Consider the following 23,177-nt stretch of genomic DNA (forward strand, 5'->3'; position numbering starts at 1 on the left):
TATGCTATTGAGTCAAAAATGATTGTCTGAGCCGCCGCCATGTACCCGGAAAAAAGCTATATCACCCGTAATAAGCTGCTTAATGGTTATCAGCTGTCCAAACTCTATACCTTTGAAATTGCCGCGCGGCACAGCTCATTTGCGCTGGCGGCTGATGAGTTATCCATCAGCCCCAGTGCTGTTAGCCACCGGATCAATAGTTTGGAAGAGGAGTTGGGGTTCAAACTGTTCCAGCGTTTTCATCGTAAAGTGGAACTCACCAGCGAGGGGGAACGCGTCTTTTGGGTACTTAAATCGTCGCTGGAGTACTTGAATCAGGAAATTTTGGAGATAAAAAATCAGGAGTTGTCCGGTACATTAACCGTCTATTCCCGGCCATCCATCGCCCAATGTTGGCTGGTACCAAAATTGGCGGACTTTGCCCATCGCTATCCGGCCATTAGCCTGAATATTCTGACCGGCAATGAGAATGTTAACTTTCAGGGCGGCGGTATTGATTTAGCGATTTATTTCGATGATAAAACGCCGGAGAAACTGTCATATCAACACTTGATGGATGAATCGATGGTCCCCGTATGCAGCCCGGAATATGCGGACAAACATCAGTTACACGGCAATCTGATCAATCTGCGGCAGTGCACCTTGCTGCACGATCGGCAAGCCTGGAGCTATGACTCCGATCGTAGTGAGTGGAATAGCTGGAGCCAGCAAATCGGTTTTGATCTTGATCCCACCCAGCGCAGCATGGGGTTTGATCGCTCCGATTTGGCGATTATCGCCGCCATAAATCATGTTGGGGTGGCGATGGGCCGTAAAAAGCTGGTCAACAAACGGTTGGAAAACCAAGAGTTGATTATGCCGTTCCCCGACATGGAAGTCAGATGTGAACAACGCTATTACATTTCAACATTATCCGACCGGCAATGGCCGAAGATTAACGCCTTTATTCAGTGGCTTAAGAAGATGGCTGATGAGTCCTGAGGCGCAGGCGCTCCCTCGCAGAAGCACCTGACGCGATTACGACATCTCGGCAGCTTTTTGCGCCAAATCACGGCTATAGTGGCGGCTGGCATCTACCAGCATATGGGTATAAGCGGTTTTTTCGCAATCAGTGGTCAAATCCTCAGTGTTCAGTGTTTCCAGAATCCGGCCATGTTGCATCACCGCAACCCGATGACAAAGGTGAGCAATAACCCCCAGATCATGAGTCACCATCAGATAGGTTAGCTTCTCCCGCTGTTGCAACTCAGCCAGTAGATTGAGGATCTCAGCCTGCACTGACACATCCAGAGCGGAGGTTGGTTCATCCAGCAGCAATACGCGCGGCTCAAGAATCAACGCCCGCGCAATGGCGACGCGCTGGCGCTGCCCACCCGATAGCTGGTGGGGATAGCGCTGGCGAAACTGCCGGTTGAGGCCCACTTTATCCAAAATAGTGTCGATCCGTTGGTCGCGATCACCAATGCTATGGATAATCAGTGGCTCCGACAAAATATACTCGATGGTATGGCGCGGATGCAGCGAGCCATAGGGATCTTGAAACACCATCTGAACATGGCGGCAGCGATCACGCTCAATGCGGTGTGCCAAAGGGATCTGATTTAAGGTTAGCTGACCGCTCCAATGGTTAAACAGCCCCGCCAGGCATTTCAGCACGGTGGTTTTACCCGAACCGGACTCCCCAACCAAGCCAAAAATCTCACCATTATTCACCGTCAAATTAACATCAAACAGCACCTGATTCTGCTGGCTGCCTTCACCAAAAATAAGATTAAGGTTATTGATTTCAATCATCGCATTTGCAGACATAACAGGCTCCTTAACCATTCATCCAGGCCGGATCACGCACCATAACCGGCAAGCGTTCACGGCGGTTACCAATATCTGGTAATGCATTTAGCAAACCACGGGTATAGGGATGTTGCGCCTGATCAAGATCACAGGCCGCGATCGACTCCACGACCCGCCCGGCATACATCACCAGCACCCGATCGCAGAAACTGCGCACCAGATTGATATCATGACTAATAAAGATCAGCCCCAAGCCACGCTCTTGCACCAAATCATCCAGCATCGCCAATACCTGCAAGCGCACCGAGACATCCAGTGCCGACGTTGGCTCATCAGCAATCACCATTTCCGGCCCGGTTATCAGCATCATCGCTATCATGATGCGCTGCCCCTGCCCGCCGGATACCTCGTGTGGATAAAGGTGATACACCCTTTGTGGCTGGCGGATACGCACCACATCAAACATCGCCAATACGCGCTCGCGCGCTTCCTGCCGCGAGACTTTATGGTGCGCCAGATAGGCCTCTGCCACCTGATCACCCACGCACACCACCGGATTGAGCGAATATTTTGGATCCTGCATAATCATCGACATACGCTTACCGCGCACTTCACGCATATGGGCTTCGCTGGCTTTCAGCAAATCCACTTCGGCAAAGCGCAACCTATTGGCGTGGATCTGTGCACTGGCCGGATGCAGCTTGAGCAGCGCCCGCCCAACCGTAGATTTACCCGAGCCGGACTCACCGACAATCGCCAGTTTCTCCTTACCAAGGGAAAACGAAACACCGCGCACCGCATCGGTCACCTGTTTGCCATTGACGAAGCTAACCCGCAGGTCATCCACTTCCAGCAAAGGCACTGATTTATTCTGTTCTGGGGTCAAGAATGTCACGTAGGCCATCTCCTAGGAAGTTAAATGCCAGGCTGTTCAGCAGAATCGCCAAACCAGGAATTGTCACCAGCCACCAGCACTCCATCATGTAACGGCGGCCACTGGAGATCATCGCTCCCCACTCAGGGTCCGGTGGCTGAGCGCCCAAGCCGAGAAAGCCCAGACCAGCGGCAGTCAGAATGATACCGGCCATATTCATGGTGATACGGATGATTACCGACGGCAGGCACAGCGGCACAATGTGACGCAGCAAGATCCGCAGCGGTGATGCGCCCTGTAATTTCACCGCAGAAACAAAGTCTGCATTGCGCAAAGAGAGGGTTTCCGCCCTTGCCAGACGGGCAATCGGCGGCCATGCCGTCAGGGTAATAGCAATAACCACATGCTCCAAACCGGGGCCTAATGCAGCGACAAAAGCCAGCGCCAGCACCAGGCTCGGGAATGAGATGAAAATATCGGTAATACGCATCAGGATACTGTCGACTTTACCGCCGAAGTAACCCGCTACCACCCCCAGTAACAGGCCGATTGGCCCAACAGTCACTGACACTAGCGCCACGATATACAGCGTGGTACGGGCACCATAAATCAACCGGCTATACTGATCACGGCCAAACTCATCGGTGCCAAACCAGTGTTGGCTACCGGGTGCCTGTAGTGAGTTATTGAGATCTTGCGCCAATGGATCATGGGTCGCCAGCCACGGAGCCAAGAATGCCACCACTAACAGCAAACCGATGATAGCGACACCAATAGCCGTCAGCGGGTTACCCATTAACAAACGGAAGAAATTAACTACCCGCCGTAGCCCGCGCTTCCATCCCTGAGGTTTCATCTCAGGGCGCGCTACGACATTATCGGGTTCAGAGGAAAGCATCATTGATTCGTCCTCGGGTCGAAGATCTGATACAGCATGTCAGACAGTAAATTCAGTGAAACAAAGATCAAGCCCACCAGTAATACACAGCCCATCACCGCATTCATGTCACCCAATAACAGACTGCCCGTCAGATAAGAGCCAAAACCGGGCCATGAAAAGACGGTTTCGATTAAGACTGCACCTTCCAGTAATGAGCCGTAGGCCAGTGCCACCACAGTCAGCAATTGCACCAGAATATTGCGGAATGCATGGCCCCACAGCACCTGAAACTCCGACAATCCTTTCACTTTGGCGGTAATAATGTATTCCTGTGACAACTGCGCCAGCATAAAACTGCGGGTCATACGGCTGATATAGGCCAGCGAGTGGAAACCGAGAATAGTGGCGGGCAGCACCAGATGGTTTACCGCGCTGCGAAACACCTCCCACTCCCCCGCCAGCGCCGAATCAATCAACAATAAGCCGGTGCGGCGATCAACTAAACCGTCGTAGGCCATATCTACCCGCCCCGCGCCACCCACCCAGTTTAGCCAGGCGTAGAACACCAACAGGCCCATCATGCCCACCCAGAAAATCGGAGTTGAGTAGCCCGCCAGACTAATAAACCGCACCACATAGTCGGCAAACTTGCCGCGACGTGCTGCCGCCATAACCCCCAACGGGATACCGAGACCAGCCCCGACCAGAATCGCCATGGTTGCCAGCTCAATGGTGGCTGGGAAGACTCGGATAATGTCATCTACTACCGGGCGACCAGTGAGTAAGGCATTGCCCAAATCACCGTGGATCAGTGAGTTAAAATAGATAAAGAACTGTGACCATAGCGGTTTATCCAGCCCCAATTGCAGGTAGACCTGCTGATAGGTACTTTGATCCGCATCCTGACCCACAATCGCCAGTACCGGATCAATCGGCATCACTCGACCAATAATAAAAGTAAGAATCAATAAACCGAATAAGGTCACGGCCACTTGCAAAAAGCGCTTCGATAAACGCCGCACGATCCCGTGCGGAGCTATCCAATCTGAAACATTCATGCTATCTCCCCCAACATACAGCGGCTTAACGCTGCTTATACACCTGTAACAGGCGGGTTGTGGTCGACGGATGTGGCACATAATCCATCACGTCTTTACGCACGACGACCGAATCAACCATTTGGGAAATTGGCAAAATGGCTGGGAACAGCGCGTCATAACGCTGCTGAACTTCAATGTACATCTGCTTCTGTTTAGCCGGATCTTTTTCGATTAACGCGTTGTCGATCAGCGAGTTGAGTTGTTGATCATAGAATGAAGTGCGCCAGCCCTGGAAGTTGGTCAGTTTGGCGGCATCGCTGTTATCGGGGTTATAAGCAATGGAACGCAGGCTGGAATGCGGATGCGGATCAACACCGCCACCACCACGGCCCACCAGCATATCGAACTGACGATCACGCATTGCGCCATATACTTGATTACCGGTGCCCGTCAGAATTTTGGCCTGAATCCCTGCCTGTGCCAGTGTCGATTGAACCGAAGTAGCAACATTAATAAACGGCGGATCAGACAATACCCGCAGGGTGGTGGTGAAACCGTCTGGGTAGCCAGCTTCCGCTAACAATGCTTTAGCTTTCGCCACATCCAACTTGTAGCCGGGATCCGGTAGCGTGACATCCATACCCTTCTGGATTGGCCGCTGATGGAAGATGCCATACCCCGGCATAATAGTTTTATTAATACCATCATAATCAACCAGGTAGCGCACCGCTTCCCGTACTTTTGGGTTGGCGAAGTGCGGCTCTTTCAGGCTCATCGCGACATAATAAATAGTACCGCGCTGGACTTCATCGACCTGGATTTGCGGATTACTTTTCAGCGCATTGATATCCGGTACCGACATCCCGCTGGCGATATCGATATCGCCCTTTTCAATCATTAAGCGCAGCGCCTGTGACTCAGTCATGTGGCGGAATATCACCCGCTTCATTTTGGCGTCACCTTGCCAGTAATTATCTACCCGACTGATACGTAACACATCTTTTGCCTGCCAAACATCCAGTTTGAATGGGCCAGAACCCGCTTCATTGGTGGTCAGCCAACCATTACCCCAGTCACCGTTTTTCTCATGCTGCATGACGGTGGCGCGATCAAGGATCGACCCACTGCCTAAAGTACCCAATGAATAGATCACCAGCTTGGGATCGGTGGGTTTCGGTAACTCAACTTCGACCGTCAGTGGATCTTTGGCGCGGATCAGTTGCTCCACGTTATCGGCGGTAAAACCGTAGGATTTCCAGGTGGTGGCCTGTGCCAAATTCAGATGCATCAAGCGGTTCATCGACCAGGCAAAATCTGCCGCCGTCACGGGATTGCCGGAGTGAAACTTCATGCCATCACGCAACGTAAAGGTGATCAACTTACCGTCATCACTGATTTTCCACTCGGTGGCAGCACCGGGCAGCACCTTACTGGGAGTGTGTGGATCCAGTTCCACCAAAGAGTCGTACAGGTTAACAATGATAGCGACAGCATCATTGCCGGTCATGGCTGCCGGATCGAGCGACAGCAGGTTATTCATATTCATACCAACAATCAGTTGGTCATCGGGGGTTTTAGCTACACTGACGCCGGTCGACGTCAGTGTGATCAGTAGGGTAAGGAGGAGTGTTCTTACTATTATTATCGCGTTCATGGACCATCTCCGGTAAGAAAAGGCTAGATCTGAAGGCTTGTTTTTATAGGTCGAGACAACATTTATTGAGATAACGGCTTATAGCGATAATGGCGCGGTTAAGCATCATTCAGCGCTCAACGTGTTAGCTGCGATATAGTCAAAATTGATATCCTCTCCCAAACCGGAGCGGGTCGGCAGAGAGACATAGCCATCACTGTCCATCGGGTCAATGATGCTATTGAGATACGCAGCAGGCTCGTCATAATCCAGGAATGGATGCAGCAACCCACGTTCATACCAGCGACAGTTACGGATTGCACCCACGACCGCCAGATTCGGCGCGCCATTACCGTGGATTTCACAATCCATGCCGAACGATTCCGCCAGATGAGCCACTTTCAGGCAAGGCGTAATACCGCCCACGCCTTGGACACCAGCGCGTAAAATATCGCAGGCACCGGCCTTCACCCAATCAGCACGGCTAAAGTATTTACCGGCCAGGCTTTCAGGTCCGATAATGTCAATTTGCAGGTTTTCCCGCAGCCAGCAGTAAGAGGCCATGCTCTGCTCTTCCATCGGCTCTTCAAACCAACTGAAATTAAGTTTTTGCAGTTCGCGACCAATATAGAGGGCGTCACTGCGGCTGTACCAATGGTAGCCATCCAACATCAGAGCAATATCCGGGCCGACGGCTTCACGTACCGCCGCACAAGCACGAACATCCATCTGCGGACTTGGCGCAAAAGAGACTGGCGGCATCCAGGTATGCAGCTTAATACCCTTATAGCCACGGGCGACCAGTTGCTCGGCAAAGCGCGCATACTCATCCGGGGTCGACAATCCACCCGCTAACTCATCACCACACATGGTGCTACCGTAAGCCAATACTTTGTCGCGATATCCGCCCAGCAGTTTATAGACCGGCTGACCCAATTTGCGCCCCAACAAATCCCAAATGGCCTGCTCGGCAATAGCCAGCGCCCGGTCGGTTAACTGATTGGCACTGCCGCGCTGCCAATGCACCAAATCATTCCATAACCGTTCGCGGTCAAACGGGTTTTGCCCAATCAGAACTTTTTTAAAGAAGCTATTGATGATGTGCGGGCGAATCACTTCCGGTGGTGCAAATGCATAACCGCAATCACCTTCGTCAGTGGTCAGCGTCAGCATCGCCATTTTGGCTAAGGACTCTGCGCCTGGATGCGAGTGCCCTGCGGTATCAGAAACACGCCGGGTCGGATAAGAAAAAACGGTTACATCTACTGATATTATTTTCACCTGATTACCTGCCTTTAGAATTCATTGAGTTTCTGGTCTGTTAACGCAGTAAACCCATATTTTTTATAATGATTTAACTCACCTTAAATAGTAAAACACCAGATCTATTTAAATGGAATGTCATTTCACCTTACCAGTATTGAAGATAAGCCTTCATTAGTCATTAGGAGATTGGCTGCAAAATTGGCAATAAAGGCGTGTTTTTTTAGGCAACTGCACAAATTATTGTGAGCAGCATCACGGTGACAGGAGGAAAAGGCCGGTGGAGGGATATATTCCGCGTCAATGACGAGGATGACTCCCCGCAATACCGGTTATTATTTGATGTCCTCGCTATAAATAGCCAAGCAGTAAAGGGAGGGGGAGGTCTCCTCCCTGATTATTCGATAAACACGTTGATAACAAAGCTAAGAAAAGCGGGGGGTTGCCCGCCATCCCTGCGTAATTCAGGATGGCTAAGGCCAAGTGCATTTGAGCAGGCTACCTGAATTAGGCCGTCAATCCACCGTCCAATACCAGTGTTTGCCCAGTCATATAGCGGCTGTCATTGCCTATCATAAAAGCACTGACACGGGCGACTTCTTGCGCATCACCTAAACGCCGCAGTGGTATCTGTTTGCGTAAGCCTTTTAAGGCATCGGCAGGCATCGCACGCGTCATATCGCTGTCGATTATCCCCGGCAGCAGGCAATTAACCCGAATACCAAAGCGCCCCATCTCCAGTGCCAATGAGCGACCAAGGCCAATCATTGCGGCTTTACTGGCACCGTATGCACTCTGCCCAACATTGCCTTTAATAGCGGTTACCGACGACATTAGCAACACTGCGCCCTCGCCCTGCATGATCATCGGTGGCAATAGGTGCTTATTCCAGTAGAAAATGGCGTTCAAATTGGTGTTCATCACATTGCGCCAGTTATCACCATTTTGCTGAATATGCAGACCATCACCGGTCATACCTGCATTATGGATTACCGCGCCGGGCGCACCATACTTCGCCAGCAGTTGTGGCGCGAGGTGGTCAACATCCGCTTCGTCGCTACCATCACAACGATAGTGAGTTACCCCGCCGGGCAACCCCGCACAGCTTTCTATCACATCGTGACTCTGTTGCTCACCACTGCGCCAGGTAAAGACCACATTCCACTCTTTGGCCAGTTCTTCAACCAAAGCACGGCCAATACCACGGCTGCCACCGGTAATTAATACCCATTGCCTACTCATAATATTATTTCTTCTGTTCTGCTAACTTTTGGCAAAGCTCGCCTAAAGTCATATCTGGATTTTCCATAAACATTTCCGCATTCAGCGTCGCCCCGAATTCGCGCTTTGCCAGCACCATCAGTTCGACATAATCGAGGCTGTCGAGTTTTAGCTGATGCAGCGGCATATCCGGTGACAACGCTGACATGTCCAGATCTTTGGCGTCAGACAACATTTCACAAACGGTGTCATAGACGTGTTGAAACTTTTCCATGGTTTTATCCTTATTTAGTGCGCGGTTAATGACCGCGTTTTTAATGTTACAGCGGTGGTAATTAATGCCCCGGCATCTAAGCGAGCCTGAATAGCGGCGCGCAATACCCAACCCTCATCGGCATTACCGACGATAAGTGTTGGCTCGATGCTGTAGCGCAATGCGCCACGGACAAATAAATTCGGGTTATTGATGCCCATAAACTCAGTACTGAAATGCACATCATGGTGAGTCTGGATGACAGGCACATGCTTAAAGACATCAATCAAGGTACTCGCCTGAATGCCCGGTAACACCTGCCTGGCGGTGGCCAGTGTTTGTGGGGCGGCGACCAATAATTTAAATAGCAATGCATCGAAAAACCCCCAGCATTCAGCAGGTTGCGTGGCATCCCCTGGATACTGTTGGCTTAACTGATAAAGGTTATCCGCCGAGAGGACCGACCAATGCTCGCTTTCTGCCCATACCAACGCCGGTGCGCTGCGCAATTTGCTGTTAAAACAGTTTTCTCCAGTGGCAATATCCACCAGATTGCCACTGGCTTGCCCTGCCCCTTGCTCAAGTTGCAGGGCGTAGGGGGTATTGCACAGAACCGGCTGACGTAAACGGGTGTTAAAACGCAGAAAATCCGTTGCAGGCAAGCAGGGTAATAACCCAGCACTGAGCTGATATTTGATATCTAACATCGCACGCATCCCGTGGACGGTAAGTGCCTGTTGGCCGAACCGTTGTGCATGTTGCAGATCAAAATGGATCGGGTTGTAATCACCGGAAAACGCAGCCCAACGCTGCGCATCACTGAGGGTGTAGTTGAATATCATGCTTAATCCAGCCCAATAACCAAGGCAGCATTGGCACCACCAAAACCGAAACTCAAGTTTAGGGTATTGCGCAATGCTTTAAGCCGATGCCCCTCGCTGATGTAATCAAGGTCGCACTGCGGATCAGCATTTTTCAAATTACAGGTTGCGGGCATTATCTGGTGTTGAAGCGCTTGCAGGCAGATTATCGATTCAAAGCTACCCGCCGCGGCAATCAGGTGGCCGGAATAAGATTTGGTACTGGACAATGGCGTAGTATAGGCCGCCTCACCAAAGGCTTGCTTAATGGCTTGGGTCTCATTGAGATCGTTAAGCTGGGTAGAGGTACCGTGCAAGTTCACGTAGTCAATTTCATCAGCACTCAAACCGGCCTGTTGCAAGGCGTGACGGATAGTCTTCACCCGCGCCACCCGATCTTCCGCCGGTGCGGTGAAATCAAATGCATCAGAGTAGTTACCGTAACCTTTGATCTCACCGAGGATGGTGGCACCGCGTGCAATTGCGCCGTCTCGTTCTTCCAGACACAGTACCGCCGCACCTTCAGACAGCACAAAGCCGTTGCGATCCATACTAAACGGGCAACTGGCTTTGGTGATATCGTCTTGCTCGCGCGCCAGTGCACCCAGAATATCGATATTCCATACTGCGGCATCGCTGCGCAATGATTCACCCGCCCCTGCCAGCATCATCGATGCCCGACCGCTACGGATAATTTCAAATGCATCACCGATGGCAATGGTACCGGTAGCGCAGGCGGCTATCGGTGAGTTTTGGTAGCCGCGTAACCCCCAATACAGGCTGCACGCCGCAGTGCCCGCATTGGGCATTGAGAGGAAGCAGCCAAAAGGCGTACCCAGCCCGGTTGCCAGGTAGCCTTCATAGTTGTCATGTGTCTCATCCTGCCCCGCCCAACCGCTGCCAATGATGGTTCCGCAGTCTAGCAAGTCATAATAAGCCTCAGGTGATTGCTCGGCGAAGGCCATCCCCATCGCTTCTTTCGCTGCCGCCAGTACCAGGCGAGCATAACGCGGTAGGCGGCGGCGAATAGCCGCAGGCACTGATTTCAGATTCGGCTCAGCATCAAGCAAACCAAAAAAGCGCGACTTGATACCCTGCTCAGATTTATCGTAATAACGATAACCCAATTGATAGTCCATAATCGCCGCCCAGCTCTGCTGTGCCGTCATCCCCATGGGAGTCACGCTGCCATAGCCGGTTACCACCACGCGGCGCTGTTTATTGGTATTTGTCATGATTTAATTCCTTTACTTTCCCTGCTGTTATCAACACCGCCCCCTAGCGCTAACCACAGTTTCATGGTGGCATTCAGGTAGTTATATTGAAGTTCGAGCAAACTGGTTTCACTGGTCAGCAGAGCATCCTGCGCATCCAGTAAGGTCTGAAATGAAACGGCACCTGCTTGATATTGGCTGTTGGTCAGAATTAGCCGACGTTGGCTGAGTTGCAGGTTTTGCCACTGATTCTGTTTTTGTTGCTGATAGCTCAGCCGTGCTGTCATCGCGTCATCGACATCTTTCAAGGCGCTATATACCTTGCTGCGAAACTCGACGGCCGCCAATTTCACTTCCAGCTTTGACTGGTCGATGGTGAGCTGCACAGTGTTCCATTGGAGGAAAGGCAGTGCGCTGTTGACACTGAGTGTCCGGCTCGGGTTGCTAAACCATTGTGAAAACACCGCGCTACCGGCATCTAAACTGGCTCCTAGCGAAAGGGTCGGGTAGAAATTCAGCTTGGCAACATCAGATCCGGCTAAGGCTGCACGCAAGCGCCACTCCGCCGCCTGCACATCAGGCCGTTGAGCAATCACCTGTAACGGTAAACTTTCCGCTATTGCAACTTGCTGCTGTAGATCCAATGACTTGCGTTCAACATGACGATAATCAGGTGCGCGGTTAAACAGCAGTGCCATGGCATTACGTGCGGCTTCCCGTAGTTGTTCGAGATTTTGATACTGATTTTGTCTATCCAACAGGGCTTGTTGCGCCTGTAACAGTTCAATTTCACTGGCATCCCCCGCCGCCAGACGCGAGCGCACTATGTTGAGCGTATCTTGCGCAATAGCCAACGCCGCCTGTTGATAGCCCAACTGCTGGTTAAATTTAGCAATCTGCCAATAGAGATCCGCAGTGGTCCCAATCAGTGACAGTGCAGTTTCCTGCCGCTCCTGTTCGGTCGCATTGACCAGCCAGGCGGACTGCTCACGGGCGCGGGCCAGTTTGCCCCACAAATCCAGCTCATAGCTCAGACCAAGCGAGGTGCTATAACTCTCTCGCGGCTGGGTATTTTCATTCAGCGAACGGGTATTACTGCCCGCACCGGTCAAGGTGATATCTGGCGTCAAATTGGTATTAGTCAGCCCTGCCGTCAGCCGCGCTTGTTGTAATTTCAAACCTGCGGCGGCCAGATCGTTGTTGCTGACCAACATGCGGCTGATGCTGTCAGACAGTTGTGGATCGTCGAAATTTTCCCACCAATGCACACTGTGATGCAGGTAACCCCCGCCAGTATCTTTAACCCGCCACTCCTCAGGAACCGACAGCATGGGGCGCTGATAATCGCTTTTCAGTAATGAACCGCAGCCGGTTAACAGCAGCATGATAAGTCCTACATTAATCAGTCTGCTCATTCTCGTGCCAGTGCCTCGGTCGGGTGCAAACGGGCGGCATTGCGCGCCGGGAAAAAGCCAAATCCTAGCCCGATAAGCGCAGAGAAACTGCACGCCAGCACTAACGGCGGCCAGGTAAAAATCATAGTGAATTCTTGGGTAACCCACGAGAAAATCACCCCCGCCAGCGCTGAACCGATAATCCCAATCAGGCCACCGAGAGTACAGATAACCACCGCTTCAATCAGAAACTGGATCATGATGTCGCTGGGGCGAGCGCCAACTGATAAGCGAATACCAATTTCATGGGTCCGCTCAGTCACCGACACCAGCATGATATTCATTACCCCCACCCCACCCACCAACAGTGAAATGGCGGCAATGGAGGTGATCAGCAATGTCATCGAATCAGAGGTTTTCTGAATCGCTTTGCTCATCTGGTCATTGCTCAGAATGAAAAAGTCCCGCTGGCCGTGGGCCATCTCCAGCACCGTCTCGACCTCGCGCTGCACCTCATTCAGGTTGTAACCCTCACGTACCCGCACGGTGATTGATTCCAGTGGAATATCACCTGAAATACGCTCGGTAAGTGAGGTATAAGGCATCCAGGCGGCCAATAATCCGCCAAATGACGAACCATTACGCTTGGCGACCCCGATCACCCGCAGAGGAATACCATCGAGTTGAACAATTTCGCCAATTGGATTTTCCCCGACAGCAAATAGGGTGTCGCTGAGTTCAGGTTGCAAGATAACCACCGGCTCACGCGCATTGACGTGGCGCGGGGTAAAACCATCGCCCACAGTAAAACTCAGCCCTTTTACTTGAAAGAAACCGTTACTGACCCCAGAGAGCGAAACCATCACTTGTTTGTCGCCACGCACCGCGGCAACCATCTTGCTCACCACCGGTGACAAGCTATCGACATAGGGTTGCTGGCTAAGTAATGCCACATCTGCCTGCGTGAGTGCGCGCTCAAAATCAGGGCGCGGTTTATCCCAGCCCAATCCGGGGCGAATATCCAGATTACTGGTACCCAGTTGACTGATTTCACTTAGAATTTCCTGACGTGCACCTTCACCCACCGCCATGGAAGAGACCACCGACGAGATGCCGATAATAATGCCCAACATCGATAAGAAAGCACGGATGCGATGCCCAAGCAGTGAGCGCCAGGCCATTTTGATAGCTTCCCTGACACTCAACCACCAGTGTGGCCGGCCCGTTGCCAGCGTGGCGGGCAACGCGGCGTGAACAGCCTGCGTCTCAGACGCCTCATTATGGCGATCAGCAATGATTTCACCGTCGCTTATCTCGATAATGCGCTGAGCCTGATTAGCGATATTACGATCATGGGTCACGATAATAATGGTGTGGCCGGACTGATGCAGACCATGCAATATTCCCATCAACTCTTGCCCACTGGCTCTGTCGAGCGCACCGGTCGGCTCATCGGCCAAAATAATACCGGCACCATTCATCAGGGCGCGGGCAATACTGACACGCTGCTGTTGCCCGCCCGAGAGCTGTGCTGGTTTGTGTAACAGGTGCTGACCAAGACCTAAGCGGCGCAATAAATAGGTCGCACGAGCCTGACGCTCAGTAGACGGCATCGCGGTGTAAAGTGCCGGAATGACCACATTCTCCGTTGCCGTTAAATACGGCATCAGGTGGTAGCGCTGAAAAATAAAACCGATGTACTGGCTTCTTAATTGCGCCAATTGCTCACTGCTGGCCTGCCGGGTAGCGATGTCATGAATCGACATCTCCCCCTGCGTTGGCTTATCAAGACAACCAATGATATTCATCAGCGTCGACTTACCCGACCCGGAAGCGCCGATGATCGCCACCATTTCGCCGCGACCAATAGATAGCGAGATATCTTTAAGCACCGCGACCGATTGGCTACCCGACGCAAAATGGCGATAAATGCCATTAAGCTCGATCAACGGACGCCGGGAATCAACGGTATTAGCGCGCATTGATGACTCCTGAAGGTGCACCCATTAGCACCACCTGATCACCCTGCTGCAATCCTTCTTTTACTTCGGCATATTGATCATTACGCAGACCGAGCAATACCTCACGAACCACCGTTTGTTTGCCTTGGATGACTTGAACCCGATAGCGCTTATCTGACTGTTGACTCCCCAGCGCGGACAGCGGTACTCGCAACACATTTTTCGCCTGCGCGGTGATAATGAATACCTGCGCCGTCATTGATGTGCGCAATAGTCGCTCACGGTTGGCAATGCTGAATATGCCATTGTAATAAACGGCAGAAGGTTGCTGACTGTTAGATGCGCCGGCACTCTCTTCGCGCAAGCTTTCTGCCGACGCTTCCTGAATAGCATCCATCCGGCTCTCATAACGGCGCTCAGGGTCAGCAACCACATAGAACCATAGCGGCTGCCCAACGTTGACTTTGAGAATATCGGTTTCTGAAATACGGGTGTGAACCGTCATGGTATCGACATTCGCCAGAACCAAAATTGTCGGCACGGTTTGTGAGGAAACAATGGTTTGCCCCTCTTTAGTGACAATCCCCAGTACTTCACCGTCAATTGGTGCCATGATGCGGGTAAAACCCAGATTGGCTTTGGCGGTTTCCAGTGACATTTGGCTTTGCACAATTTGCGCTTCGTTAACGTGCAATTGTGCTAACTGGCTGTCGTATTGCGCCTGCGCTTTTTCGAGCGCACTTTTCACACCAGAACCTTCTGTTGCCAGGGTCTGTTGACGGCGGAATTCAAGCAGATATTGGCGTAACAATGCCTGGCTCGCCTGCTTCTGTGCCTGCGCGCTCTGTAATTCAGCTTCCGATTTACGTAACTCGTTTTGCTGTAAGGTTGGGTCTATTTCAGCTAACAATTGGCCACGAGTGACGCGATCGCCCTGTTTAACATAGAGTTTGGTTAGCTGCCCGTTGACCTGCGCGCCGACATTCACCTGCAATGAGGGTTTTAAGCTGCCGGTTGCCATGACGTTTCGTTCGATATCACCGCGACCAATAGTTTCGGTTAATTGCGTTACATCCGGCTCGCTATTAGCTAACCACAGCACTCCCCCACCGCCGATAACTAACAGCAGGGTAATAAGCAGGATCAGGAGTAATCGTGGTTTGTTGTTCGCTATGTTTATACGCATGATTAACCCGCAACCGGTGTCAGGCGGCTTAACGCCGCAGATTGCGCAAAACGCGCCAACTGGCCGTCATTCAAGCGGAATACACGGTCAAACATGGGTAAGACACGTTCACTGTGTGTCACAGTGATCAGTGTTTTCTGATATTCCCGGCAATGTGCTAATAAGGTCTGCATCACCTGATGGGCGGTGTTTTCATCCAGATTGGCAGTAGGTTCATCTAGCACCAATACCGGGCAATCGCTGTACATCGCTCTGGCTAGCAATAGCCGCTGACGCTGGCCTAAAGAGAGCGCGGCATGGCTTTCACGTACCAAGGCGCTAAGGCCACCGGGCAACTTATCGATAACCGAGGTGAGTTGCAGCCCTTGGAGTGAACGCTCAATACGTTGGCGCTTTTCAGCATCGACATGCCCATCAAACAAAGTGATGTTTTGTAATACCGAGGCATTAAACAGGATATCTTCCTGGCTTTGCAGGAAGAACAAGGCATGGGCCTGCTGAAAATCTACCGGTTCCCCATCCACCAATACCTGCCCTTGCTGTGGTGGCATCAAGCCCGCCATCACTTTCAACAAGGTACTTTTGCCCGCACCGGATTCCCCGATGATCGCCACACTTTGCCCGCGAGTCAGTGACAGCGACAAATTGCGCAATACCGGCTGACTGGCGTCATAGGCAAAACGGATATTCTGATAGACCAATTGGCGGGTAAACGCCGGGGTAGCCGGTGGGATCGGTGAATCGCTGGTTAGCGCGGTTGCCTGCCCGGCAGGGAACAGATCACGGGCTCGGATATCAATGACATGCAGTTGGTTTTTCTGCAAAATGGCATAGAAGATCTTGGTGATATACGAGGTAAAGATCTCACGGACAAAGCTATAGGCAAAGAACTCCCCCAAACTCAGCGTCCCCTGCTTCAACAACGGCAGCGCCAGCAGCATAAAGAACACCATTTCCAGGCTGCCGATCAGTTGATACAGACTATTTTTGACCTGATCGTAAATTTTCTTTTTCTGTAACGCACTGAATAATGAAAGCGCCAGACTGGCAAACACCCCTTGGCGTTGACTGGACAAACCGGCTGATTTAATAGTGGAAAAGCCCTGAATGGTTTCCAGAATAAAATCACTTTGCTCAGCACCTTTTACTTGTAACTGTTGGGTGTAGTAACGGTCACGGTAGATGGCCCAAATACTGATAAGCCCCATCAGCATCACGCCGACGGCGGAAACCATCGCCAGCACCGGGCTCATATAGCACATCACCGCCAGCGCAATAGCACCGATTATCCAATCGGTACGCAGGCCGTTATCCAGTTCGATTTTTTGCGTAGCCGCCATTTGCCAATTAGAGAAGCGGCTGAAAATATCACCCGGTGCGCGTTTATCAAAAAAGTTAAGTGAATGACTGAGCAAACGAGAGAAGCCAGCGACACTATTTAGCACCACAAAGTGTTTGATATAACGCTCGGTGATGTATCGCACGCAAAAAGCGAGTGATGTTGAGACCACAAAAGCCAATAGGAAATAGAAATAAGGGAAGTCTTTATCACCCGCGGAAGAAAACACGTCATTAATGACGCTGCTGACCATGGTCGGCATGATAAATAGCGTCAGTGAGATCAAAAATGCCAGCGTCATCAGCCAGTAGATACCACGAATATTCGCGGTCTCTTGCAAGCTCATGCAGTCCAGCGCGCTCAACCGCTTACTGTGCTCAATCTTCTTCAACGCCTCTGGGTCTGCGGGCGTTTCTGGATCCAACACCAAGGCATAACCGCTAATTTCCGCTTTCAAAGCATCCATTGGCAACAACTGCTGACCGATTGCCGGATTCATCACACAGACATAGTTACCTTTACGGTAAGCAAGTAACACGTAGTGGTTCGCGCCATAATGCAAAATGGCGGGCAGCGGTAAGGCGGACAACTCCTGATGCTCAAACACCACCGGGTAAGCAGGTATCGCCAATTCAGATAAAATAGTACAAAGCGTAGCTAATGACGTGCCGTGCGCCGAGGCAGGATAACGCTCCCGTAAGCTTTCCAACGGCGCATTGATGCCTTGCGTCTGTGCCAGCATCGCAATACAGGCTAAACCGCATTCATTGGTTTCGCTTTGAAAAACCTGGGTCGGGATTATCTTTTCCATTTTCTACTATTCTTTATGAGTGCCATTATTCATTAATAAAAAATAACGAATGTGAGTGCCATAACAGCCAATCTTGCGGATGCTGCGTCATTGATGTTTCAATCAATTCGGGTAATTTACTTTTCACTTCTCGCGCGCTAAGCGCAGGATATATATTTATTTTTATTTCTTTGTCGTAATACAAATAATAAAAAACCACCTGAGCGGAAAGCGCTCTGGCGATACGAATAATGCCACTGTGTAAATTGGCTGGGCGGTTGAATAATTGGCAGGATATTTTTGCCGTTTCAGCCATCTGGTTATTGACGGTGTAATCCGGCGTAATATCCGGGAAAATCATAATATTGCGCTTATGCTCGGCCGCTTCCATGATGGCGTCCATCAGGTTACCGGCGATTGCGCGGCTGTCAGCATGGATGGAACAATAAGAAATATTCACCCCGCCCATCTGCCGTGCCTGCTCTTCATATGCCTCGGCGCTGGCTGAAACCACCACCGTCGCCTGACCGGGATAAGCATTAGCCCCCACCATGCCAGCGAGCACATCAGAAACCATATGCAGCGGCGCTAAAATAACCGGTGAGCCAGCCTCATGCAGCACCCGAACCTGGCTATCTAACTGCTGAGTACATGCCGCTAACTGAGCTAAAACCCGCCGATTTTGACCATAAGTCGCCGCCAACTCCAATACCTGACGGCGCTGGGCAGTACGCATAAAACGTTGTGCTGATGGACTATTGCCGCCATTCAATAAGCACAGGCTGTTCGCCGCCGCCACGCGCGCCAGATTCTTCTGTCGCTTTGGCATCAAACCTAAAGCCCGGCGCAAAGCACCGAGCATCAGTAAGAAACGATAATCACCGTGCCGTAACAGCCAGCAAGCTAGCTTGGCTTGCGCACGGGCGAGTAACCGCCCACTCAACGCCAGCTTGTCGAACTGGTTTCTCCAGGCAAAGTAACCCCATACAGCTAACAGCCTCATTATTTCTCCAGCGCCTTATCGTGCTCGAGTAATGACAAGAGATGATCCGAGAACGCAGGGAATTCTCTGTCCTGCAACGCTATCCATTTTTTGCCGACAATAAAGCTCGGAGTGGCATCTATCTTGTAATGCGCGGTCACTGCCGCCATATAGGCGAGCAACGCTTTCACTTCAGCGGATTGACTGACTTGCTGATATTTGGCGACATCAATGTCATTGGCTTTTAGCCAAGTTTCGAGCTGGCTGTTATCACTCAGGTCAATGTTGTCTTCCAGTACCGCTTTGTATGCGCTTTGGCGGTGCTGCGGTTCAATACCCATGACGGATAAGGTGGCAAAAATAGGTGCGAAACGCCCCAAGCCAGTGGTTTTATCACTGCTGATATGCAGGCGAATAAAACGTGTCCCTGCTGGCATGCGGTTTTCTAATTGGGTGACATTATCTTCATTGATGGCGCAGTAATGGCAGCCATAAGAGAAAATCTCGATAATGCTTTTATCGTCTTTGATTGGGCTGTTTTCAATGTCGCTGTTGCTGACAGCAAACAAGCTTTCCTGCGCATCCTGATTGAGGACGAAATAGTGGAAATAGGCGGTTGTTATCAATGAAGAAATAAGGATAACCAACAGTGTGTAGCCTATAAAGAATCCCTTACTCCTAAACATATTTTTTTCAGTAGACATAATTAGTTCTATTCACAATCAGAGTTCAGGTAAGACATAAATAGAGTCAAATGACATTTATGTCCGAGAAACAAATTTTCTAATATTTAGTTAATACGAAAATTCTTGAATTTAAGTATCGACAGTGATTTTAAAAAAATCAGGCAAGTACAGAAATCCCTCCCACACTTGCCTGGGATACGATTAAATATCGATAAAAATTAACGAATACTTAATTAACGGCAGTTAGCAATATTGCTAGGTGCAGAAGTAGTGCTTAATACTTTACCGTGTTTATCAGTACAAGTAGTCACTGCCATACAAGTTGCAGTTGTACCGCTGGTCTGCCACTGGAAAGTATCTTTACAAGTTTGACCAGTACCGCCAACGATTGTATTTGCAACTGCCATGTTAATTTTTTTCATGAGAAAACCCTTAAAAGAAAAATTTATAGCCTATTTATTTAATAGCCCATTGAAGTATGCGTTTCATTTTAGATTATAGACTAACACCTAACTAATCTAACGCAACAGCGTTATACTATATTAACGCAACATATTACAACTTAAAAATAGCATTTATTTAATCTTGGATGAGATATAAATAAATGCCATGGGATATTCCTGCCATATAAAAAATAACAGTAAAACAACCCAATTTATGAATATAAAAACAGCCAAGTCAAAGCACTATTTAATATTCATAAGCATCATGCACTCAGGTAATGAATGCATATAATTCTACATTTAGAAGTAAGACATAATAACGACTCCACTACCGCTAAATGTACCTGCGTCAGGCAATGCTGGCGCATGAAGTGTTGATTCTATCGGGAAAGGGGTATTACCTATAGCTGCCGTTACCGTCACGCCATTGGATAGGTCTTGCCCTGACACTTTTAAGGTTGAAGTTAGATTGCCATTTTGCCCAAGATTAATACTTTTCCCGCCGACCAGCGTTAATTTCACCGATGTTCTGGCAGTACAGTTGATAATGAGCGGTTCACTTTTTATCGCACCATCAACATTTTGCTGATTAAGTGAACCGTGATTGATATAGACATCATTGGTAACTTCGCAGGTTTCTGGCGTTGGAGGAACCGCACCACAATAAGAGCCGGGGATCTGATTACCGGTAAAGTTTAAATCACCAGTCCCTTGCCAATAGAGAATACCAAAACAGGTGTTTGATGAACTCAATACAGGAGTCGTGGTGCTCCAACTTCCAGAAGCACCATTGCGACTGACAAACGCATCTCGCATGGTCTTCGCCGTTGCTCCTTGAGAAACAATGACTCGCGTTGATGCCCCGCTCGGGTTAACACACCGTTCAGCTTCAAGAGTGGAGTAGTGACATATCGCCACAGAACAAGATGAGGAGGTACAAAGTACGTTACTCAATTCCTCAGTCGGCCAGGAGAATGTTCCAGTATATTGACCACCTGTTCGCGTTTGTGTCGAAACCCAGGCACTCGCTTGGCTATAAAGCGGAAATAAAAACAGCACGCAAGCGATTAGCCAGCAATATTGATGACTTAATCGCATATTAGGCTTTGTCATTCGTTTAAGTTCCATGGTTTCTATCAGCACTTAAGCTGTTGATAATAAATTCCAGCATCAACATATTGGTATTGAAATAAAATCGGGGGGAACTCACCACTCAATAATATTCCAGACTAAAGGTTGCTACCGCATTAAATTCGCCACGCTGAATGGTTCGTTGAGCAATAGCATCTGGTTCACCCTGAACATAAGCTTTCAAAGTGATAACATTCCCCCCAGCACTCAATAAAATCTCATCACTGCTTTGATTCAACGGCAAAGGTTTACCTGTTGGCGTTTCAAGGCCAATGGCTACGCCCATATTATTGCTACTGCCGTTAACAGCTAATAACCCCGGTAAATTAACGCTATCATTGCCAGTAAACATGATTTTCGCAGTCGTACCCAGAGTAATATCGCAATCAACCAAATGTATTTGAAACTGCTTACCCAAGGTTCGTTGATTCGAATAGAGATATTTATCGACAACAGTACCAAAGCCCAACGTAATAGTTTCATCTCCTGGGCGTATAGTGCATGGCTCGGCAACTAAGGCACCATGAAAACGCATATTATCGACCGCCCAAGTCGGTAGCACCCAAGTGATATTCAGAATCAGAATAGCCAGAATATATCGCCAGCGACGCATCGGCAGATTTCCATTATCCATCAGTTGATCCTATTGATAATCCACTAATAATGTAGCGGTTGCCTCAAAGGCACCTTCACTTAATGTTGCACCCGATGCTTTAACTGGTACCACCTGAAATACTGGCGGGTTGTTATTGTCATAAACAACACGTGTATTAAGTGTAAAAGGCACACCGTTTTTCAGCAGACGAATACCCAAATTAGGGATATTGGTTTGTAGCGCCGCAGCATCAAATGTGGTGACTGATGCACTGATAATCGTCAAGCCCAAATCCATGCCGGGAATTGCCGCACCACAGGTAACACTGTAAGGCACAGCCTTGGTGTAGTTGGTGCCATCAATCTTGTTCACGCCCAGATTTTCCCCAAAAGGCACATCTATCGTATTGCCCCCATTAATCACACAAGGGGCGGGGTTAATTAATGTCCCCGTGAACAACATGTCATCCGCATACGCCAGCGTGCTACTCAGTGTCAGTACCACCGCAATGGAACAACGCGATATCAGTGATCCGTTTTTCATTACTGATACTCCACAACCATGGTTGCTGTACCGTAAAAATTGCCCGCACTCAACGTTGCACCAGGTTGTTTGACCGGCACGGCCTTCAACACCGGGATAGTTGGATAGGAAAAGTTGAAAGTACTATTCAGTGACAATGCTTGATCATTACGTAGCAATTTGATCCCCAGTGCCGAATTATTCGTACTCAAGACACTGGAATCAAAACCCGCCCCATTGCCTTTAATCGTCATTTTCAGCGCATTGGATACTGCCCCAATACAATTCAATGTATAGGTCACCGGCTTCATATACTGAACACCATCAACTTGTGAAGTCAGAATATCGTCGCCAAAACCGACGAGAATGGTGCCGGTATTGTTAATCACACAGGGCGGAGGATTAATTAATGTGCCGGAGAACAACATGTTGTCCGCATAAGCCACCGTATTGCCAAGAGCTAGCACCGCTGCAAAGGAACAACGTGAAATCAGTGAGTTAATTTTCATTACTGGTACTCCACAACCAGGGTCGCTGTGCCGGAAAAATAGCCCGTGCTCAACGTTGCATTTGTTTGTTTAACCGGTACCGCCTGCAATACAGGAATATTCGGATAGGTAAAGTTAGATGCCGTATTCAGTGGGAATGACTGCCCATTACGTATCAACTTGATCCCCAGACCTGAATTGCTCGTCTTCAAGACAGTGGTATCAAAATTTTCCCCATTACCATTAATGCTTAATTTCAGTGCATTAGAGGCGGCCGAAGTACAGTTCAATGTGTAATTCACCGGCTGCATGTAGTTAGCACCATCAATATTTGATGTCAGGATGGTATCGCCAAAATTAACGTTGATAGTGTTGTTACCGTTAATCACGCAAGGTGGCGCGGCAAAAATGGAGACCGAAACATTGACTGTCGCGGACTTATTTAATGCCCATGCTGAGCTACTTAACAACATTGTCATTACAGCGGCCGTTGCCCCTACGATGGCTGTCATCCCAAAGATGGACGTCATGGCCCGCCGGGTAACTATTCCCCTACAAACAACAGTCATCCCATATTCCTTATTCATCGTTCAGCCTGACATCCGCCCAGTCTTCTTATGCGCTGTACCGC

General features: G+C 49.8%; 23 protein-coding genes. 1 reads left to right on the forward strand and 22 read right to left on the reverse strand.

Going from position 1 to position 23,177, the window contains the following annotated elements; translation table 11 throughout:
* The first annotated feature begins 39 nt into the window (after positions 1–39).
* On the forward strand, positions 40–981 hold the full coding sequence (gene dsdC / locus EL015_RS16990; RefSeq protein ID WP_005181851.1) for a DNA-binding transcriptional regulator DsdC: 942 nt from the start codon (positions 40–42) through the stop codon (positions 979–981).
* A gap of 36 nt (positions 982–1,017) precedes the next feature.
* On the opposite strand, the gene EL015_RS16995 is transcribed toward dsdC, so the two are convergent.
* The 22 genes from EL015_RS16995 to EL015_RS17100 all read right to left on the reverse strand — a co-directional run bounded on the left by EL015_RS16995 (position 1,018) and on the right by EL015_RS17100 (position 23,115).
* The gene (locus tag EL015_RS16995; protein ID WP_032905568.1) at positions 1,018–1,794 is read right to left on the reverse strand and encodes an ABC transporter ATP-binding protein; all 777 of its coding nucleotides are present in this window, start codon (positions 1,792–1,794) and stop codon (positions 1,018–1,020) included.
* Between the two features lie 25 nt (positions 1,795–1,819).
* Entirely contained in the window at positions 1,820–2,695 is an 876-nt protein-coding gene (locus EL015_RS17000) for an ABC transporter ATP-binding protein (protein WP_080547890.1), read from the reverse strand.
* Positions 2,658–3,521, reverse strand: a complete 864-nt coding sequence (locus EL015_RS17005; protein WP_072088690.1) for an ABC transporter permease — start codon at positions 3,519–3,521, stop codon at positions 2,658–2,660. Before EL015_RS17005 ends, EL015_RS17000 begins: the two co-directional genes overlap by 38 nt.
* Before the next feature lie 41 nt (positions 3,522–3,562).
* Entirely contained in the window at positions 3,563–4,603 is a 1,041-nt protein-coding gene (locus EL015_RS17010; RefSeq protein ID WP_032905513.1) for an ABC transporter permease, read from the reverse strand.
* Positions 4,604–4,628: 25 nt separating this feature from the next.
* Positions 4,629–6,239, reverse strand: a complete 1,611-nt coding sequence (locus tag EL015_RS17015) for an ABC transporter substrate-binding protein (RefSeq protein ID WP_032905511.1) — start codon at positions 6,237–6,239, stop codon at positions 4,629–4,631.
* 105 nt (positions 6,240–6,344) lie between these two features.
* Complete coding sequence (locus EL015_RS17020; RefSeq protein ID WP_005181837.1) at positions 6,345–7,499, reverse strand: mandelate racemase family protein; 1,155 nt, start codon at positions 7,497–7,499, stop codon at positions 6,345–6,347.
* 489 nt (positions 7,500–7,988) lie between these two features.
* Positions 7,989–8,723: an SDR family NAD(P)-dependent oxidoreductase gene (locus EL015_RS17025; protein WP_005181833.1), complete on the reverse strand. Its 735-nt coding sequence runs from the start codon at positions 8,721–8,723 to the stop codon at positions 7,989–7,991.
* A gap of 4 nt (positions 8,724–8,727) precedes the next feature.
* Positions 8,728–8,976 (reverse strand): acyl carrier protein, encoded by a 249-nt coding sequence (locus EL015_RS17030; RefSeq protein ID WP_005181830.1) that lies wholly within the window; start codon positions 8,974–8,976, stop codon positions 8,728–8,730.
* Positions 8,977–8,990: 14 nt separating this feature from the next.
* Complete coding sequence (locus tag EL015_RS17035) at positions 8,991–9,797, reverse strand: hotdog family protein (protein WP_005181828.1); 807 nt, start codon at positions 9,795–9,797, stop codon at positions 8,991–8,993.
* A gap of 2 nt (positions 9,798–9,799) precedes the next feature.
* The gene (locus EL015_RS17040; RefSeq protein ID WP_032905509.1) at positions 9,800–11,050 is read right to left on the reverse strand and encodes a beta-ketoacyl-[acyl-carrier-protein] synthase family protein; all 1,251 of its coding nucleotides are present in this window, start codon (positions 11,048–11,050) and stop codon (positions 9,800–9,802) included.
* The gene (locus EL015_RS17045; RefSeq protein WP_032905507.1) at positions 11,047–12,444 is read right to left on the reverse strand and encodes an efflux transporter outer membrane subunit; all 1,398 of its coding nucleotides are present in this window, start codon (positions 12,442–12,444) and stop codon (positions 11,047–11,049) included. The genes EL015_RS17040 and EL015_RS17045 overlap by 4 nt, the downstream gene beginning before the upstream one ends.
* Positions 12,441–14,405, reverse strand: a complete 1,965-nt coding sequence (locus tag EL015_RS17050) for a MacB family efflux pump subunit (protein ID WP_032905506.1) — start codon at positions 14,403–14,405, stop codon at positions 12,441–12,443. Before EL015_RS17050 ends, EL015_RS17045 begins: the two co-directional genes overlap by 4 nt.
* Positions 14,395–15,570: an efflux RND transporter periplasmic adaptor subunit gene (locus tag EL015_RS17055; RefSeq protein ID WP_005181812.1), complete on the reverse strand. Its 1,176-nt coding sequence runs from the start codon at positions 15,568–15,570 to the stop codon at positions 14,395–14,397. Before EL015_RS17055 ends, EL015_RS17050 begins: the two co-directional genes overlap by 11 nt.
* 2 nt (positions 15,571–15,572) lie before the next feature.
* Positions 15,573–17,720, reverse strand: a complete 2,148-nt coding sequence (locus tag EL015_RS17060) for a peptidase domain-containing ABC transporter (RefSeq protein WP_005181809.1) — start codon at positions 17,718–17,720, stop codon at positions 15,573–15,575.
* Positions 17,721–17,745: 25 nt separating this feature from the next.
* Positions 17,746–18,702 (reverse strand): lysophospholipid acyltransferase family protein, encoded by a 957-nt coding sequence (locus tag EL015_RS17065; protein ID WP_005181806.1) that lies wholly within the window; start codon positions 18,700–18,702, stop codon positions 17,746–17,748.
* A complete protein-coding gene (locus EL015_RS17070) occupies positions 18,702–19,328 on the reverse strand; it encodes a DsbA family protein (RefSeq protein WP_032905565.1) in 627 nt (208 codons plus the stop codon). Before EL015_RS17070 ends, EL015_RS17065 begins: the two co-directional genes overlap by 1 nt.
* Positions 19,329–19,600: 272 nt before the next feature.
* Positions 19,601–19,789 (reverse strand): DUF4762 family protein, encoded by a 189-nt coding sequence (locus EL015_RS17075; RefSeq protein WP_005181798.1) that lies wholly within the window; start codon positions 19,787–19,789, stop codon positions 19,601–19,603.
* Positions 19,790–20,110: 321 nt separating this feature from the next.
* On the reverse strand, positions 20,111–20,923 hold the full coding sequence (locus EL015_RS17080; RefSeq protein WP_032905504.1) for an MrpH family fimbial adhesin: 813 nt from the start codon (positions 20,921–20,923) through the stop codon (positions 20,111–20,113).
* Between the two features lie 100 nt (positions 20,924–21,023).
* Positions 21,024–21,575, reverse strand: coding sequence for a fimbrial protein (locus EL015_RS17085; protein ID WP_005181791.1), 552 nt, complete (start codon positions 21,573–21,575; stop codon positions 21,024–21,026).
* A 9-nt stretch (positions 21,576–21,584) separates the two neighbouring features.
* Positions 21,585–22,079 (reverse strand): fimbrial protein, encoded by a 495-nt coding sequence (locus tag EL015_RS17090; protein ID WP_005181790.1) that lies wholly within the window; start codon positions 22,077–22,079, stop codon positions 21,585–21,587.
* A complete protein-coding gene (locus EL015_RS17095; protein ID WP_050072560.1) occupies positions 22,079–22,567 on the reverse strand; it encodes a fimbrial protein in 489 nt (162 codons plus the stop codon). The genes EL015_RS17090 and EL015_RS17095 overlap by 1 nt, the downstream gene beginning before the upstream one ends.
* Positions 22,567–23,115: a fimbrial protein gene (locus tag EL015_RS17100; protein ID WP_032905502.1), complete on the reverse strand. Its 549-nt coding sequence runs from the start codon at positions 23,113–23,115 to the stop codon at positions 22,567–22,569. The genes EL015_RS17095 and EL015_RS17100 overlap by 1 nt, the downstream gene beginning before the upstream one ends.
* Positions 23,116–23,177: the final 62 nt, after the last annotated feature.

The sequence above is a fragment of the Yersinia intermedia genome (assembly GCF_900635455.1).
In the GTDB taxonomy this organism is placed as follows: domain Bacteria; phylum Pseudomonadota; class Gammaproteobacteria; order Enterobacterales; family Enterobacteriaceae; genus Yersinia; species Yersinia intermedia.